Annotated in this window: 13 protein-coding genes and 1 pseudogene; 7 read left to right on the top strand and 7 right to left on the bottom strand. The window is 69.1% G+C overall.

The window, feature by feature from the left end:
* Both LCE31_RS26825 and LCE31_RS26820 read left to right on the top strand, forming a co-directional pair.
* Positions 1–416: hypothetical protein (locus LCE31_RS26825; RefSeq protein WP_225018588.1), on the top strand; the 416-nt coding region annotated here is incomplete at its 5' end.
* Positions 413–928 (top strand): hypothetical protein, encoded by a 516-nt coding sequence (locus tag LCE31_RS26820; protein WP_225018586.1) that lies wholly within the window; start codon positions 413–415, stop codon positions 926–928. The genes LCE31_RS26825 and LCE31_RS26820, both read left to right, overlap by 4 nt.
* A 114-nt stretch (positions 929–1,042) precedes the next feature.
* On the opposite strand, the gene LCE31_RS26815 is transcribed toward LCE31_RS26820, so the two are convergent.
* From LCE31_RS26815 to LCE31_RS26800, 4 genes and pseudogenes are all read right to left on the bottom strand, one after another.
* Entirely contained in the window at positions 1,043–1,606 is a 564-nt protein-coding gene (locus tag LCE31_RS26815) for a DUF6262 family protein (RefSeq protein WP_225018584.1), read from the bottom strand.
* A complete protein-coding gene (locus LCE31_RS26810; protein ID WP_225018582.1) occupies positions 1,603–4,218 on the bottom strand; it encodes a tyrosine-type recombinase/integrase in 2,616 nt (871 codons plus the stop codon). Before LCE31_RS26810 ends, LCE31_RS26815 begins: the two co-directional genes overlap by 4 nt.
* Positions 4,215–5,405, bottom strand: coding sequence for a tyrosine-type recombinase/integrase (locus tag LCE31_RS26805; RefSeq protein ID WP_225018580.1), 1,191 nt, complete (start codon positions 5,403–5,405; stop codon positions 4,215–4,217). The genes LCE31_RS26810 and LCE31_RS26805 overlap by 4 nt, the downstream gene beginning before the upstream one ends.
* Before the next feature lie 105 nt (positions 5,406–5,510).
* Positions 5,511–5,990, bottom strand: a pseudogene (locus LCE31_RS26800) (hypothetical protein); the annotation flags it as partial.
* Between the two features lie 290 nt (positions 5,991–6,280).
* Here LCE31_RS26800 and LCE31_RS26795 point away from each other — a divergent pair.
* The 4 genes from LCE31_RS26795 (at position 6,281) to LCE31_RS26780 (ending at position 8,529) form a co-directional block, all read left to right on the top strand.
* Positions 6,281–6,523: a hypothetical protein gene (locus LCE31_RS26795; protein WP_225018577.1), complete on the top strand. Its 243-nt coding sequence runs from the start codon at positions 6,281–6,283 to the stop codon at positions 6,521–6,523.
* 396 nt (positions 6,524–6,919) lie between these two features.
* Entirely contained in the window at positions 6,920–7,783 is an 864-nt protein-coding gene (locus LCE31_RS26790) for a TIGR02391 family protein (protein ID WP_225018575.1), read from the top strand.
* A 72-nt stretch (positions 7,784–7,855) separates the two neighbouring features.
* The gene (locus LCE31_RS26785) at positions 7,856–8,323 is read left to right on the top strand and encodes a hypothetical protein (protein ID WP_225018573.1); all 468 of its coding nucleotides are present in this window, start codon (positions 7,856–7,858) and stop codon (positions 8,321–8,323) included.
* Positions 8,324–8,328: 5 nt separating this feature from the next.
* Positions 8,329–8,529, top strand: coding sequence for a hypothetical protein (locus LCE31_RS26780; RefSeq protein ID WP_225018571.1), 201 nt, complete (start codon positions 8,329–8,331; stop codon positions 8,527–8,529).
* A 248-nt stretch (positions 8,530–8,777) separates the two neighbouring features.
* Here LCE31_RS26780 and LCE31_RS26775 read toward each other — a convergent pair whose 3' ends face one another.
* From LCE31_RS26775 to LCE31_RS26765, 3 genes are all read right to left on the bottom strand, one after another.
* The gene (locus LCE31_RS26775) at positions 8,778–9,449 is read right to left on the bottom strand and encodes a hypothetical protein (RefSeq protein WP_225018569.1); all 672 of its coding nucleotides are present in this window, start codon (positions 9,447–9,449) and stop codon (positions 8,778–8,780) included.
* A gap of 146 nt (positions 9,450–9,595) precedes the next feature.
* The gene (locus tag LCE31_RS26770; RefSeq protein ID WP_225018567.1) at positions 9,596–9,994 is read right to left on the bottom strand and encodes a hypothetical protein; all 399 of its coding nucleotides are present in this window, start codon (positions 9,992–9,994) and stop codon (positions 9,596–9,598) included.
* Positions 9,994–12,399 carry a DEAD/DEAH box helicase gene (locus LCE31_RS26765; RefSeq protein WP_225018565.1) on the bottom strand — a complete coding sequence of 802 codons (2,406 nt, stop codon included), beginning with the start codon at positions 12,397–12,399 and terminating at the stop codon, positions 9,994–9,996. The genes LCE31_RS26770 and LCE31_RS26765 overlap by 1 nt, the downstream gene beginning before the upstream one ends.
* 310 nt (positions 12,400–12,709) lie before the next feature.
* Here LCE31_RS26765 and LCE31_RS26760 point away from each other — a divergent pair, with 310 nt between their 5' ends.
* The gene (locus tag LCE31_RS26760) at positions 12,710–13,084 is read left to right on the top strand and encodes a hypothetical protein (RefSeq protein ID WP_225018563.1); all 375 of its coding nucleotides are present in this window, start codon (positions 12,710–12,712) and stop codon (positions 13,082–13,084) included.
* Positions 13,085–13,159 lie beyond the last annotated feature (75 nt).

The following is a 13,159-nucleotide window of genomic DNA, read 5'->3' as shown; positions in this document are numbered from 1 at the left end:
CCATGGCCCCCAACGCCCCGAGCCCCGCCAATGGCTCCGCATCCTCGATCCCTCGACCTGCGTTGTGGGCGACGGTCGGACTGTCTACCGCCGCTGTGGTCGCACTGGGACTCGCAGTTGTCCTCGCGGACCTGGAGACGGCCAGCTGGGTGGCCTCTCTGATCGGCGCCGTCCTGAGCGCAGCCGCACTCGTCTGGTCCGTCGCCTCTCTCACTACCAGCACTCCGCGTCGGCGTATCCAGATTTATGGCGGACGGGCTTCCGCCGGCAGGGACATCGTCGCCCCCGGCGCCGACCCCTCTTCGCCGTCGAACGGCGCTGCCGACGTGGACGCGGACGTGGACGTCCGTTCAGGCCCCGACGGCATCGCGGCCGGGCGGGACATCATCGGCGTCAACCTGGACCGGCACCAGTGACCCGGTGGATCTGGCGCCGCCGGAAAGCCGTGTACGGCGGGCAGTTCGCGGCAGGGCGGGACATCAAGGAGGCGTCGATCAACTACAGCACTTGGCTGCTGGACATGACGGTGGATCTCGTCAACTACCCCAACAAGGACTACATCACGCCCGGTCAGGATCGCGAGTGGGCGGAAGATGGGCTGCAGATCGAAGTTAAGAACCGTGGGAAGTTCGAGGTGCAGCTTCACAACGTTCCCGCGCTCCTCTTCACGAGCAAGTTCGGCTTTGAGGCGCGGTATCAGCCCATCGTCCATCCGGTGGAGAAGCTGGCAAACCGGTGCGTGTACCACGTACCGGCGGATCACTTGCGAAGCTTGTTCAAGGAAGAGCCCTGGAAGCAGTTCGGAGTACCACACATGGTTCGCGCCTGCGTCGATCTAAACCGTGACGGATCCCGAGGGCCCATTCGCGTTCTGGGGAACTCGTGGCTCTGCTGCTGCCATATTGCCCCGTACTGGATGCCGGAATAGGCGTAGCCAGCAGATGCCGCCGTAGCGTGAAGGGCCCACATCCACGAGCGGCGACCTGGTCCCGGTTCAGGACGATGTGGGCGGCCGGGTAGGAGGTGGCGTTCATGACGGCTCCTACTCGAGGAGTTGCGCTTCGAGGTCGGCGATGCGTCTGTCGGCGAAGCGGAGGTTGGAGCGGGCGCCTTCGAGCCGTTCCTGCAGGGCTCGGTGTTCCTGGGTCAGCTGATGGACACGGCGCTTGAGGGTGGTGTTCTCGGTGGTGATCCGTTGGACGGATTCGCCAGGAACCATCTGTTCGAAGTCTCTGAGCTGGCCCATCAGCTCCCCGATCCGCTGCCGCTGAGCGAGGATCTCGTTGTGGGAGAGGGCCAGCTGTTCCTCGGCGTTGAGCGCCCGCTCCCGCCACGATGCCTCGATGCGCTCGTGCTCGTCCTGGGTGACTTGGTCGTGGCGGCTCTTGCTGTCGGTCACGGCGGCCTGGACGAGGCTGCGGGCGTCGGCGTTCTCGTAGAGAAATGTGGCGGAGACGCCTGCGCGCTGGGCGATCGCGCGGACGGCGAGCCGGCCGCGCTCGCGGCGGAGCTGGCCGATGGCCTTCTCGACGCGGACGAGTTTGTCCTGTGTCTGGCGGCGGCGGGCGGCCGTCGCTGCTGCGGTTTGGTTGGGTGCGGAGGTCACGATGCCTCCGCGCCATCGTCTTCGTGGAGGACGTCGGTGTCCTCGTGGTCTTCGTGGCGGGCGAGCTCGTGGGCGCGGAAGGCGGTGGCCCAGACGCGTCCGAAGTAGTCCTGTGGTCGGCGGAGGTCGATGGCGAGGGCCTCGTCCAGGAGGCCGACGGCGGACAGGGCCTTCTCCAGGCCGTCGATTGCGCGGGCCGTGGGCTCGAAGAGCTGGTGCAGGTAGTCGGCGGTGGCACTGTCCGTGGCCCCCTCGGCGATACTTCGCCACTGCTCGCGCTTGCGGTGCCAGTAGACGAGGTCGGCCCCGGACAGGACGAACTTGTCGCAGTTGTGGCAGTCCATGTTCCAGGGGCAGGCGTTGCCGTCGACGACGGGCTGGAAGGTGCAGAAGCCGCCTTCGGCAGGCGTGGATTTGCGGGTGAGGTCGATGGCGAGTGCTTCGGCCTGCTCCCGTGTCATGGGTTCGCTGCTGGACAGGTGGAGACCTGGCTCGGATGCTCCGGGGCCGGCGACCCAGACCGCGTTCAGCGCGTCGTTCAGACGAGGGTCGGTGCTGGCGAGGTGGACGTAGTGCTCGGCCATCTTCTCGGAGACCTGGCCGAGGTAGCGCTTGACGTGCGTGAGGTTGGCGCCGTTGCGCAGGAGATTGGTGGCCAGAGTGTGCCGGGCCTGGTGGGCGACGTAATGCCCGATGTCGAGGGTGTCCACCCAGTCGCGGAAGCAGCAGCCGAACCAGGAGTGGGTCACGCTGTGCTTCCCGCCGGCGTTGGCTGACCGCCGAGGGAAGAGGGCGATCTCGCGTCGTTCCTGGCTGGTCGGTGGCCGCCCGTGGTGTTGGACGAACCGGGAGACCGTCTTGGCCTGACGGCGTTGGATCCGTTCGTAGAGCCGCTCGGGGATGCGGATGGCCTGGTCGAAGTTGCCGACCTTGGTTTGGTCATGCCAGAACAGCGGGATGCCGTTGAGCTTGCTGACGCACTCCAGACGGACGCTGGAGACTTCGCGGCCGCGGCGGCCGGTGAAGACGAGTGCCTCCCAGATGTCGCGGATCCCGCGGTCGTCCGCGTCGAAGTCCTCAAGCCGTTTCAGGTTGTCCTCGTTGGCCAGGGCGCGTGCGACATCGTCAGGGAACGGGCGGCGCCGGCCCGACTTCGCGGGGGACAAGGGGATGGCGATGATGAACTCTCGTGCCAAGCCGATACGTTCGGCGTCGCCGGATTCCAGAGCCGTCCTCAGAACATCGCGGGCGCCGCCGAAGGTGGTCGCCAGGGTGCTTTTGGTGACCGGACGCTGTTCGAATCTGCTGCCGTTCTCGTAGAGGCCGAGGGACTTCAGCCCGTGCTGCTTGCGGTGCCGCTGGTCGTTCACGAAATCCACCGCGTGGTCCTTGGTCAGCAGCCGGGGGTCGTGACCGCCGTCAGGCGCCTGTGTTTCGAGGAAGGCGCTGAGCTCGACGCATCCTCGCCGGGGGCGGGTGAGAGTGCTGTTGCTGCGGGGCGGATCGGCAGTGAGCCGGGCGTCCAGGAGGTCCCAGAGGAGATCGCGGAGCCAGCGCTGGGTGACGGCGGACAGATCGACCACCGTGCCGCGGTCACGGATGCGGACGCCGTAGAACTCGGTGTCGATGAAGCCGGCATCCTTGGTGTCCTTGCGGGTGAAGTAGACGTGCCGCAGGTAGTCGAGCACGACCTTGACGATGTGCCCGGTGTGCGGTCGTGCCTGAGACAGATCGAAGTCCGCCAGGGAGTTGACGTTCTGGTCCCGGCATTCGTCGGCGACGTGCTGGAGCCAGGAGGTCGACCACTGCCGCCCGTCGTCGGGCCGTTGAGTGTGACGGAACATCGTCCACTTGATCTCTGCCTTCACCAACGGTCGCAGGCCCAGCAGGGACAGCTCGTTCATCCGGGAGACTGGGCGGGTGGTCGCGCACCACGACCGGAAGGCGGCCTCGTGGGCGTAGGAGACCCTCGGCAGTTTGCCCTGTTCCAGCTCTCGCGGGGTCCAGCCGGGCGGGAGGGCGGCGCCGCCGGGCTTGCCCTCGTTCACGTACCGATGCTGGTGCTGGCGGCAGAGGCCAAGGGGGTGGTCGGCGACCGACGGGCAGGGCACCACCTGGCACTTCCCGAATCCGGCGAACGGCTTTTGGGTGGCCAGCCAGGTCTGGAAGTCGGCTTGCCGACCCTTGCGGATCTTGCGGTAGCTGATCCAGCGTTCCGTGTGCAGATAGCACACGCCTTCCTGGCCCTTGGCGGGCATGTCCGGGCAGAGCAGGCAGGGCGGGGCGACCAGCCATCTCACCGAGGTGAGCGGCTCGGCGGCCTGGAGGAAGTCACCGATGTGCCCGCCGTTCTTCTGCCAGGCGAGCCATTCGTCGTCGTGGACGTGACAGAGCTGCTTGCCGGCCATCTTCGACCGTCCGCAGTCCGGAACGCGGCACGACCAGCCGTAGGTCGCGTGCGTCGGCGGGATGCGGATGGCGTCCGGCCGAAACAGCGGATCGAAGTCCGGTGCGTGGATCAGCGCCTGTAGTACCTCGAGCCGGTCGGTGACCGTGTGCTTCGCGTGCGGGCTGCCGACGGTCACCAGCGGCAGGGACGGTAGAGCGGTCACTCCTCCTCACCCCAGACCGTTCGCAGGGCGTGGATGAACTCTGGTGAGTGCTGGTCAGGGTGGCCGTAGACCTCGTCGACGGTCTGCGCCGAGGCCCAGTTGCCGGCTTCCTTCGCAACGAACGGATCGTTCCCGGAGGCGTCGAGAACCGCCGAGGTGAAGGAGTGCCGGAAAGCGTGCGGTTTGATCCGTCCGGGAAGCCCGGCCCGGTGGCCGGCTCGTCGGAGCATGCCGCGAGCGGCGTCCGCGGACCAGGGTTCGCCGAGGTTTGGACCGGACAGCTGGATGAGGAGCATGCCGTGCCCGGCGGCGTACTTCGTGTATTCCGTCGTCATGTACTCGAAGTAGCTGCTGATCATTGCGGGACTGACCCGGTAGATCTCACCGCCGCTGATCACTCCGCCGGTCATCTGCCAGTCGGGTTTCATCTTCGCCGCCGCCCGGTTGGGGTTCCCCCATCGGTGACAGACGTGCAGATGCGGACTCCGGCACTCTCCGCAGGCCGCGTTCTCCCGCAGATGCAGGTCGACCAGGTGCAGCCCCGTCAGGCCCCCGATCCGCAGGCTCGTGTCGGACAGCCAGGTGACGACCATCCTGTCTCTCGCGGTGTTCACGACCGGCAGCAGCCCCGGGCGTGCCCCGTCCGGCAGCATCTTCGGGTGTCGGCGACGGGTGCCCTGGGGCGGTGCCAGCGGATTAGACGGCACCGAGGTCATCACGTGTCCGAGCAGAGCGCGGTCCCGGTCCACCTGCGTCGGCAACTCACGCACATCCAGAGCAGACCGCAGCTCTGGATTGGTCCCGGACCCGCATTGATGCAGGTAGAAGCCTTTCAAGCACGAGGCTGCCACCTGGAGAGCCGAGGACCCGTACGGGCGCTTCGGCGGTGTCCGCCACGGCTCACCGAAGGGCATCGCCACCCTGGCCCCGACAGCCCCCATGTAGCGCTGCAAGTCCCGCAGTGACACCGCCTCCGTCGCCAGACGCTCGCGTCTCCGCCACCGGAGGTGGTCCACCAGGTAGTACGCGTAGGTCTTCTGCGTGCCCCGCCCCTCGTACGAGCGCAGGAAGCTGTCTGCCTCCTCATCCACGGAGCCGTCGGGCCGCACGATCGTGTACGACCAACCCCCGCCCGCCCGCTGCATCTGCTGTACCCGAAGATCCCCCAGGACCATCCTGCTCCGCACGCTGCCGCCTCCTCGTCCCGTACGCCGAGCAGGCAACCGAGGCGATCAGTAAAGGGACACGGGACGACGCCAACAGCGACCCCAATGAGCGATGCGAACGCCTACAACACGGTCGGTAAAGTCCACGCGGCGCACTCCCAAGCGGGCGGCGGCCTGCTCCGGCCCGAGCGGGGTGTCGGCGGCGACCAGACCCGCCAGGTCCGCCCGCGCGCAGACCTGCGTGACCTGGCCGGGGTGGTGCAGCGTTCCGTCCGGGTTGGCGCTCAGGTCGGCCAGGAGGCCGCGGTCGACGAACCGGCGCACCACAAACGCCGTCACGACCGGCCGCTCGCCGGACGTGGCCGGGTTCGGGGTGCCGAGTGCGTCGGCGATCCGGTCGGCCGCGGCGCTGCCGGAGATGGGCGGGGTGGGCATCGCGGCCCGGATGGCGTCGGCGTCCAGGGCCTCCACGGCGGCCCGGGACCACCGGGAGGCCGACGCATCGGGGGCGGGGATGAGACCGGTGTGGCGGGCCCAACGGAAGGCGGCTACGGGCACCTTCAGCCGTCCCGCGGCCTGGCCCGCGTCGTACTCGGTCCGTCGCATGAGATCACCTCTCGCTCGTCCGCCGGAAGAGGCGGGCATAACATGCTAGAACACAATAAAGGTCGTCAATAAGCCTTTAAAATATGCGGGTTGGGGTATTCCGCTAGACCTCCCCCTCCGTGCGCGAAGGAGGGGCACCGGCCCGGGGTTGCCGGTGTCCCGGACCGGACCGCGGTTGCCGGGGGACAGGCCCGACCGTGATGCCGACCGCGCAGCGCGACCTCGACCGCGGCTCCGGCCGGCGCGTGTCCGGCGTGACACCAAATTCGAACAAGCGATCTAATGCCGGTATGGACGCGATCGACTTCCCCGACGACCTGGTGCAGACGCAAGCCGCCTGGAACGCCACCTACGACGCGCTCGCCGCGCCCCGCCCCCGCGACACCACCGTCCTGCGCCGCCGCCTGCTGCGCCTGTCCGTACGGCTGTGGTGGCACCCCTACTGGCAGACCGCGCCCGCGGTGCCGGTGCTGGCGGCGCGCTGCGAGCTGCGCCGGCTGGCCCGCGCCGACGTGGGAGTCGACGGGTGCTGAATTTCGTGGCGGGTGATGCTCATGTGGCTGGTGCGCAGCATTCGCCGGCCACGCTGGCGCCCGTAGCGGGGACGCATCTGCCCGGCCGCTCCCTGGAGCCGGAGTCCGATACTCCTGCGGGGTGACGCCCGGTCTGAGGCGATATCACCACGCGGGCTGTGACGAGATGGGAGCCCCGTCCTCCGCGGAACGGCGGCAGACCCGCTCGGGGAAGTCGTCCTCGCGGTACAGACAGGCCCCCGCTGCATCGCAGGGCACGACCGGTTGCGCCCGGAACCGCATCTGCCTCGTCCGTGTTGTCGAAAGGGCGGCGGCCTGGTCCCTACCGCAATCGCTGCGCTGCACCCTTCTAGGCTCTCTGTGTCAGAGAGACACGATCCGGTGGAGGGGCAGGGCGTGGCGACTTACAGCACTGACTACTTGAAGCTGCTGCTGGCGGCGGTGGAGCGGTTCGAGGAAGTCTTCGGGCGTTGGATGGAGACCCAAGAGGAGTCGGACCACCTCCAGTCGCGCGGACTGTACCCCACGGTCTGGACCAAAGACGGGCACGCCCAGGCGGTGGTCCGCAGGCTGGAGCTCGACGTTGCGGAGGCGGCGGGGGCTGCTGCGCGGGCGGTCGCGGTCACGGGGGCGAGTATGCACGTCGCCGGGATCGGTGTCGTTGATCCGATCGAGAACTGGTCGCTGATGTCGGCCCCAAAGGCGCTCTTCACTCCCCAGGAAGTCCGCGCTACGGCGGCCAGGGTCCGAGGCCGTCTGAGCATGATGATCAGAGAGACGGAGGAGGAGGCGGAGTCAGCGACGCCAGGGTTCGCCCCGTCCGAGCTCCATGAGGTGATCTGGACGGCGGCGGCCGCGCACTGGACGACCCACCAGTACCGGGTTGCGGTACGAGAGGCGTCGGAGGCACTGACCGTGCACTGGAAGGAACGCCTGAGCCGCAACGACGCGACCGACACCTCGTTCTGGCAGCAGACCCTCTCTGGGGGCGACCCCGAGCCCGGCAAGCCCAAACTCGCCTGGCCCGGCCCGGCGGAGGACCAGACGGCCAAGAGCATGCGCGGCGGTCTGGCACCGTTGGCCGGCGCACTCAACAACCTCGCGACCGGACTGAACCTCACGGTCAGGAATGTCGCGACGCACACTCGAGATGAGCTGACCGAGCAGGAAGGCATGGAGCGGCTGGCCGCCTACAGCTACTTCGCCCGACTACTGGATCAGTGCGAGGTCCGTCGCGCGGAGGAGTCCGAGGGGACGTGAGTCGTTTTCGCCTGCCGACCCGATCTGGAGAGCGGCTGTGGCCCTGTCACCCCTGGCTCCTAGTCTCTCGGCATGACGATGACACCGGCTGAACTCGAGGCGCAGAAGGAAACGCTGGAACTCCTCAACACCGAGGCAGCCTCGCGCCTGACGCGCCAGTCGGAATCGCTGGCGAAGATCGACACCAAGGCGGTGTTCCTGATCGGGTTCGCGGCCACCGCCGCGCAGTTTCTGGCGACGCATAAGCACCACGACGTCCTCGCGTACTGCGCCTTCGCCGCGTACGCGATCTCCCTGCTGGCTGGGGTGCAGACGTTCCGGGTGGCTGAGTACAAGGATCTGGAGCCGCGACACCTGGTCGTCAGCTACACCCGCTTGCCCAAGGAGCTGGCCCTGATCCGGCTCGCCTCATCTCGGGCGTCGCTCTTCGAGGAAAACCAGCGCCGCCACCAGAAGAAGGCCAAGTGTTGGTCTGTGAGCCTCGGGTCACTGATCGTCGGTCTTGTCCTGTCGACTGTCGCACTGCTGCTGCACACTTGAGTCCCATGAGTAATGGACAGAACCAGGGGGCTGGTCAGCCTTCGCCCGCACCCCCCCCCCCCGCCCCCCCCCCCCCCCCGGCGCCACAGCAGGACCTCGTCGACATCTACACCGACCCCGCGCTGATCGGGACCGACAAGAAAAACGACACCAAACCCGTGGAGACCAGGGTGGTGCAGCCGCAAGGGAACACCGAGACCCGCTGAGACATCGCCTGTACAGCGCGGGGGGGGGCCCCCCCCCCGGCGCGGGGGGGCCCCCCCGGGGGGGGGGGGGGGGGGGGGGGGGGGGCGCGCCCGGGGGGGGGGGGGGGGGGGGCCCCGAGCCACCCCGGGGGGTGGCCCCCCCCACCAAACCCCCACCCCCCGGTACACCCCCCCCCCCCCCGGGGGCCCCCCCCCCACCCCCCCCCCCCCCCCCCCCGCGCTGTGACCGGTGGCTGCGGTCGGCCTTCTCAGAGCAGGCGAGTGATGTGCTGCTCCCACCGATACAGCCAGTCGTTATGCCCTTCCTCGCCGGGGGCCGGGACGTTCTGCAGGTCCTCGGGCAGGGTGATCTCTTCAGGCGCGCACGTGCCGTCGTCGAAGTAGCACGCCCACACGATCTCGCGGGCGGCGTTGATGACGACGGCCCCCACGGCGCCGTCCTCGGTGAGAGCGCCTTCGTCCACGGCGGTGCGCCCGGTCTCGATCGCCTTGCTGCTGCTGCGGAGCACTTGGACGGCCCTGCCGTGCGCGCGGCTCTTGCCGGTCAGGAGGTAGAGCGACCAGTGCGTGCCGACCGCCTCCGGCCACCGCTTGCGGGCGGCCTGACGAGTGATCCCCGAGGCTTCGCCCAGGTCCGCGTAGGAGGCGCCTGCCCGGCCCGCGCGAGTGGCGGCATCGACGGCCAGCTCCCGCGCAGTGTCACCGACCTCCGTGGCGACCTCCAGGTACATCAGGTGCACTGCCTTGGCGGCCGCGGAGGTGGGGGCGAGCGCGTTCGGAGTGGCGGGACCCTCCTGCTCGCTGAAGCCGAGGAAACGCATCCGCCTCTTCGTCTCGCGCCACACCAGGTCACGCACCTGCGCGCGGAAGGCGACCCGCTCCTCGATGCCCTCGCTTGCAAGTTCCCACATATCAACCATGCGACAACAATATAGTACGCATAAAAGTTGTGACAACTAAAGTTTCGCAATTGGAGGGGGTGAATCGAGGAACTTCTGGGGTGCGATGCCCGCAGGTCCTGAACTGCGAGCATCGCACTGGAGTGCGGTGCCGCTGCCTCTGTGGATCACCAGTCGTCAGGTGCGCTGCCCACCCACGCGATCGGCCGGCCTTCGCCGTTGCGGCCCCAGTGCGGTTCCTCCATCGAGGTCTCGTGCCCGTCGGGCAGGACGCAGATCCGGCCCCAGCGGCCGTGCTTGCCCGCACAGAGCCCGGCGAGCCCGTCCGCGTCGCCCTCCGCCACGGCCCGGTCGTAGCGGTCCTGGAACGGCTGGAGACGGGCGCTCAGCTCCGTGCCCATCTCCGTCTCCGCCGCCTCCACCCGGGCCCGCGCCTCCCGCACCCCCGGGTCGGACAGCACGGCCGAGATGACGTCCTCCGCCTCCGCAAAGGCCCTGGTGCGGGCGTGCTTCCGCACGGCGTCCTGCACGCGCTGCTCCCCGGCCTCGTGCTCGCCCGTGCTCATCACGCGGCTCCTTCCTCTTGCGCCCACGGCAGCCCGAGACCGGCGAGCGCGGCGAGTTTGTCGGCGGTCAGCTTGGCCCGGCGGGTTTTGCTGTTGCTGAGGAAGACCCCGAGCTTGACCTCCGTCCCGTCCGGCAGCACCTCTACGTGCCCGCGTGAGACCGTCACAGAGCCGGTGCGGGTCTTGTACTGTGCCAGGGCTGCAACGCCCCGCTCGAAGGCGCTCACGGGCGCCGTGGAGGGCTCCTGAGGCTCGATCGGGGCGGGAGCCGCGGGGAGCGGTGTGACGCTGAGCCGCTCCAGGCGCTCGCGCTGCCCGTCCATCAGCCCCTGCCACACCGTGGGCTGGCGCTGCCGGGCCAGCCATCGGCCGATGTCCATGCCGTGGACGGTGACCCCGGATTCCACGTACACGAGGACGCTCTCTTCCGCGGTCATCTCCCGTAGGGCCGCGTAGTTCCGCTGCCATTCGGCCGGCCACGCCGGGTTCCAGTCCTCGTCGATGTCCTTGAGCGCGGTCTCCCAGTCGGGGTGGTCGGCCAGGGCGCCGGGGCGGCGCAGGTTGGACAGCCACTGCCCCACGGGCCGGTCCAGCATGGTCGCGGAGCGGGGCGCGCACAGGGTCCAGTGCTGGTCGTAGTACGCGCGCGCGGCTTCCAGGTTCTCCTGGAACCGCTCATCGGCCAGGGACCAGACCATACCGAGTTTTTCCAGCCGCTGGGCTCGCCGGCCGGTCATCTGCCCGGCCCCGTACGCGCGGCGCTGCTCCGCGATCCACTGCCCGAGCGGGTAGGCGCCTTCCTTGTGTCCGTACGGGACCCGTGCGTGCCCTTCGCGTTCGGTGAAGGTCTTGAGTTTCGCCCAGCCGCGGGCCCAGTCCTGGCGTTCGGTGTCGATCACGTTGAAGGACACCCACTCGGCGACCATCACCGGGTCGCGGGGCGCGGCGAAGCGCAGCAGGAGGCGGGCTTCGTCCTCGCCGTCCTCGGGCGCCGCGCCGATGTACTGGGATGGTGCGACGTCGGCTTTCTGCGGCTCCTGCGGGATCGCGAGCAGCTCGACGGCCTCCTCGTCGTGAGCCCGCAGGCCCTCCAGGACCTGGACCAGGGGCCGGTAGGAGCTGGAGGTGAACATGTCCTCCGGCGTTTCGCCGGGCTTGAGGAAGACCGGCACGATCAGCGTGGCCAGCTTGCCCTGGCCGGGGGTCTGGCGCAGGGCGCGGCCGATGGCCTGGACGATGTCGTGCGCCGCGCCCTTGGGGTCCAGCAGGGCGACGCAGTCCACGGCGCGGATGTCCACGCCCTCGCCCAGGACGCGGCAGTTCGAGAGGACGGCGCGGCGCGCGGTGGTCCCGAACGTTCCCAGCACGCCCCGCCGGTGCTCGGGGACGTGATCGCCGCACAGCCAGTCCGCCCAGATCGTCGCCGGGTAGGTGTGGGGCTGGGCGGCGTGCAGCCGCTTGGCGACTTGGCCCAGGCCTTCCGCGAAGGCGGGGGCCTCCATGGTGCGGTGGTGGTAGGTGATGCACGTCTCAAGGTTGTGCTGCGCCATCGTGTGCAGCAGCGCGGCCTGAAGCGCCCCGAGACGCTGCCCGCGCACCTCTTCGCTGCGCCGGTCCTCGCCCATCAGCCGCTCCGGGGTGACGACCGGGTCTTTCAGCTCCAGGACGATGATCTGATACCGCGCAAGTAGGCCGCGGGAGATTGCTGATGCGAGCGAGAGTTTGTACAGGACGGGCCCGAAGATCCTCTCGTCGTCCATGCTCGCTGCCATCTCCCGCGGCAGCGGGTCGCGCACGCCCTCGGCGATTTCCCGGTTGGGCCGCTCCTGCCAGATCCGCGGCGTCGCCGTCAGGTACAGGCGCCGGCGGGCCGGGATGATGTTCTGGTTGTGGATGTCCGCCCAGGCCTTGCCCATCGAGCCCGACGTGCGGTGCGCCTCGTCGACCACCGCGAGGTCCACCGGGGCCAGCTGCTGCCCGTACGCGCCCTCGAAGGCCTCCGCGAGGACCCCGAGGGAGTGGTAGGTCGCGTAGATGGTCACCGGGCCCTGGCCGTGCCACAGCGCCAGCTGTACCGCGTTCGTGGTCGCGCGGACTTTCAGGCCCCACAGCGCCGGGTCGTCTTCGAGGCCGGCGACCGCGACGGCCGGCCCCGTGTGCCCGGCCGCCCGCCACGCCTGCACTGTCTGCGTCAGCAGATCGAGGGTCGGCACGACCACGAGGACACGGCCCTTGGGCGCAATCCGGCGCGCCGCCGCCGCAGCCATGATCGTTTTCCCCGTGCCGCACGCGGCGTTCACCTGACCCCGCAGGCCGTCGGCGGGGATACCGCCTGGCGGGACGTCGAGTCCGCGCACGATGGCGGCCACGGCTTCGCCCTGGTGGTCACGCAGCTTCAGCGGCATGTGCTCTCCTGCACGGTCGTCATGTCCCTCCCCGGGCGCCATCGGGCGGTGGGAGCGGCGGGAACAGGGCCAACGGGCTACGGTTCGGGTGGATGTACGGGGCCGGCGACTCCTGACCCGATGAAAGCGGCCGGCACCCTCAGTCCGCCCGAAGGCGGGTGGCACGGGTGCCGGCCAACCCAAGACACCGCCCCACGGGGCATGTGCTCAGAGGGCAGCCTACCCCGCACACCCCCGACGGTAGCAAAATCTATACTGGTTTTCTTGACGAGTACGAATGTCCGGATACACCGGACCACAGGAGGCCCCGATGATCCGCGCCGGACGCCAGCACCGCGTGCGCACCCTCGCCGACATCGCCGCACAGCAGGGCATCGCCGTGCAGACCCTCCTCAACTCCCGCCAGCACCAGGCCGAAGGATTCCCCGCCCCGCTCAACGGCACGGGCCGTCCGAAGCTGTACGACGCAGAGCAGGTTGACGCCTACCTGGCCGGCCGCCCCGTTCCGCTCCTGCCCAAGACCGACGACGACGCCGATCTCCTCGACCGCCAGGAGGCCGCCCACCTGCGCGGGATGACACCGAAGCAGTGGGACACCCGCAAGACGGACCCCGTCGTACACGAGCACCTGGTCCTCGCCGGCGGCGTGGAGCACTGGCCCCGCGCCGTCGTACGCGACCACTGATGCGAGCGAGAGTTTGTACAGGACGGGCCCGAAGATCCTCTCGTCGTCCATGCTCGCTGCCATCTCCCGCGGCAG

This window comes from Streptomyces sp. 8L, from assembly GCF_020176795.1.
In the GTDB taxonomy this organism is placed as follows: Bacteria; Actinomycetota; Actinomycetes; order Streptomycetales; family Streptomycetaceae; genus Streptomyces.
The sequence above is the reverse complement of the archived record's forward strand: the minus strand, read 5'-3'. Positions and strand labels throughout refer to the sequence as shown.

Coding starts and splice junctions, on each gene's coding strand:
- LCE31_RS26795 (WP_225018577.1), top strand. CDS start 6,281: ATGGACGCGATCGACTTCCCCGACGACCTGGTGCAGACGCAAGCCGCC.
- LCE31_RS26775 (WP_225018569.1), bottom strand. CDS start 9,449: ATGGTTGATATGTGGGAACTTGCAAGCGAGGGCATCGAGGAGCGGGTC.
- LCE31_RS26760 (WP_225018563.1), top strand. CDS start 12,710: ATGATCCGCGCCGGACGCCAGCACCGCGTGCGCACCCTCGCCGACATC.
- LCE31_RS26785 (WP_225018573.1), top strand. CDS start 7,856: ATGACGATGACACCGGCTGAACTCGAGGCGCAGAAGGAAACGCTGGAA.
- LCE31_RS26765 (WP_225018565.1), bottom strand. CDS start 12,399: ATGCCGCTGAAGCTGCGTGACCACCAGGGCGAAGCCGTGGCCGCCATC.
- LCE31_RS26770 (WP_225018567.1), bottom strand. CDS start 9,994: ATGAGCACGGGCGAGCACGAGGCCGGGGAGCAGCGCGTGCAGGACGCC.
- LCE31_RS26780 (WP_225018571.1), top strand. CDS start 8,329: ATGAGTAATGGACAGAACCAGGGGGCTGGTCAGCCTTCGCCCGCACCC.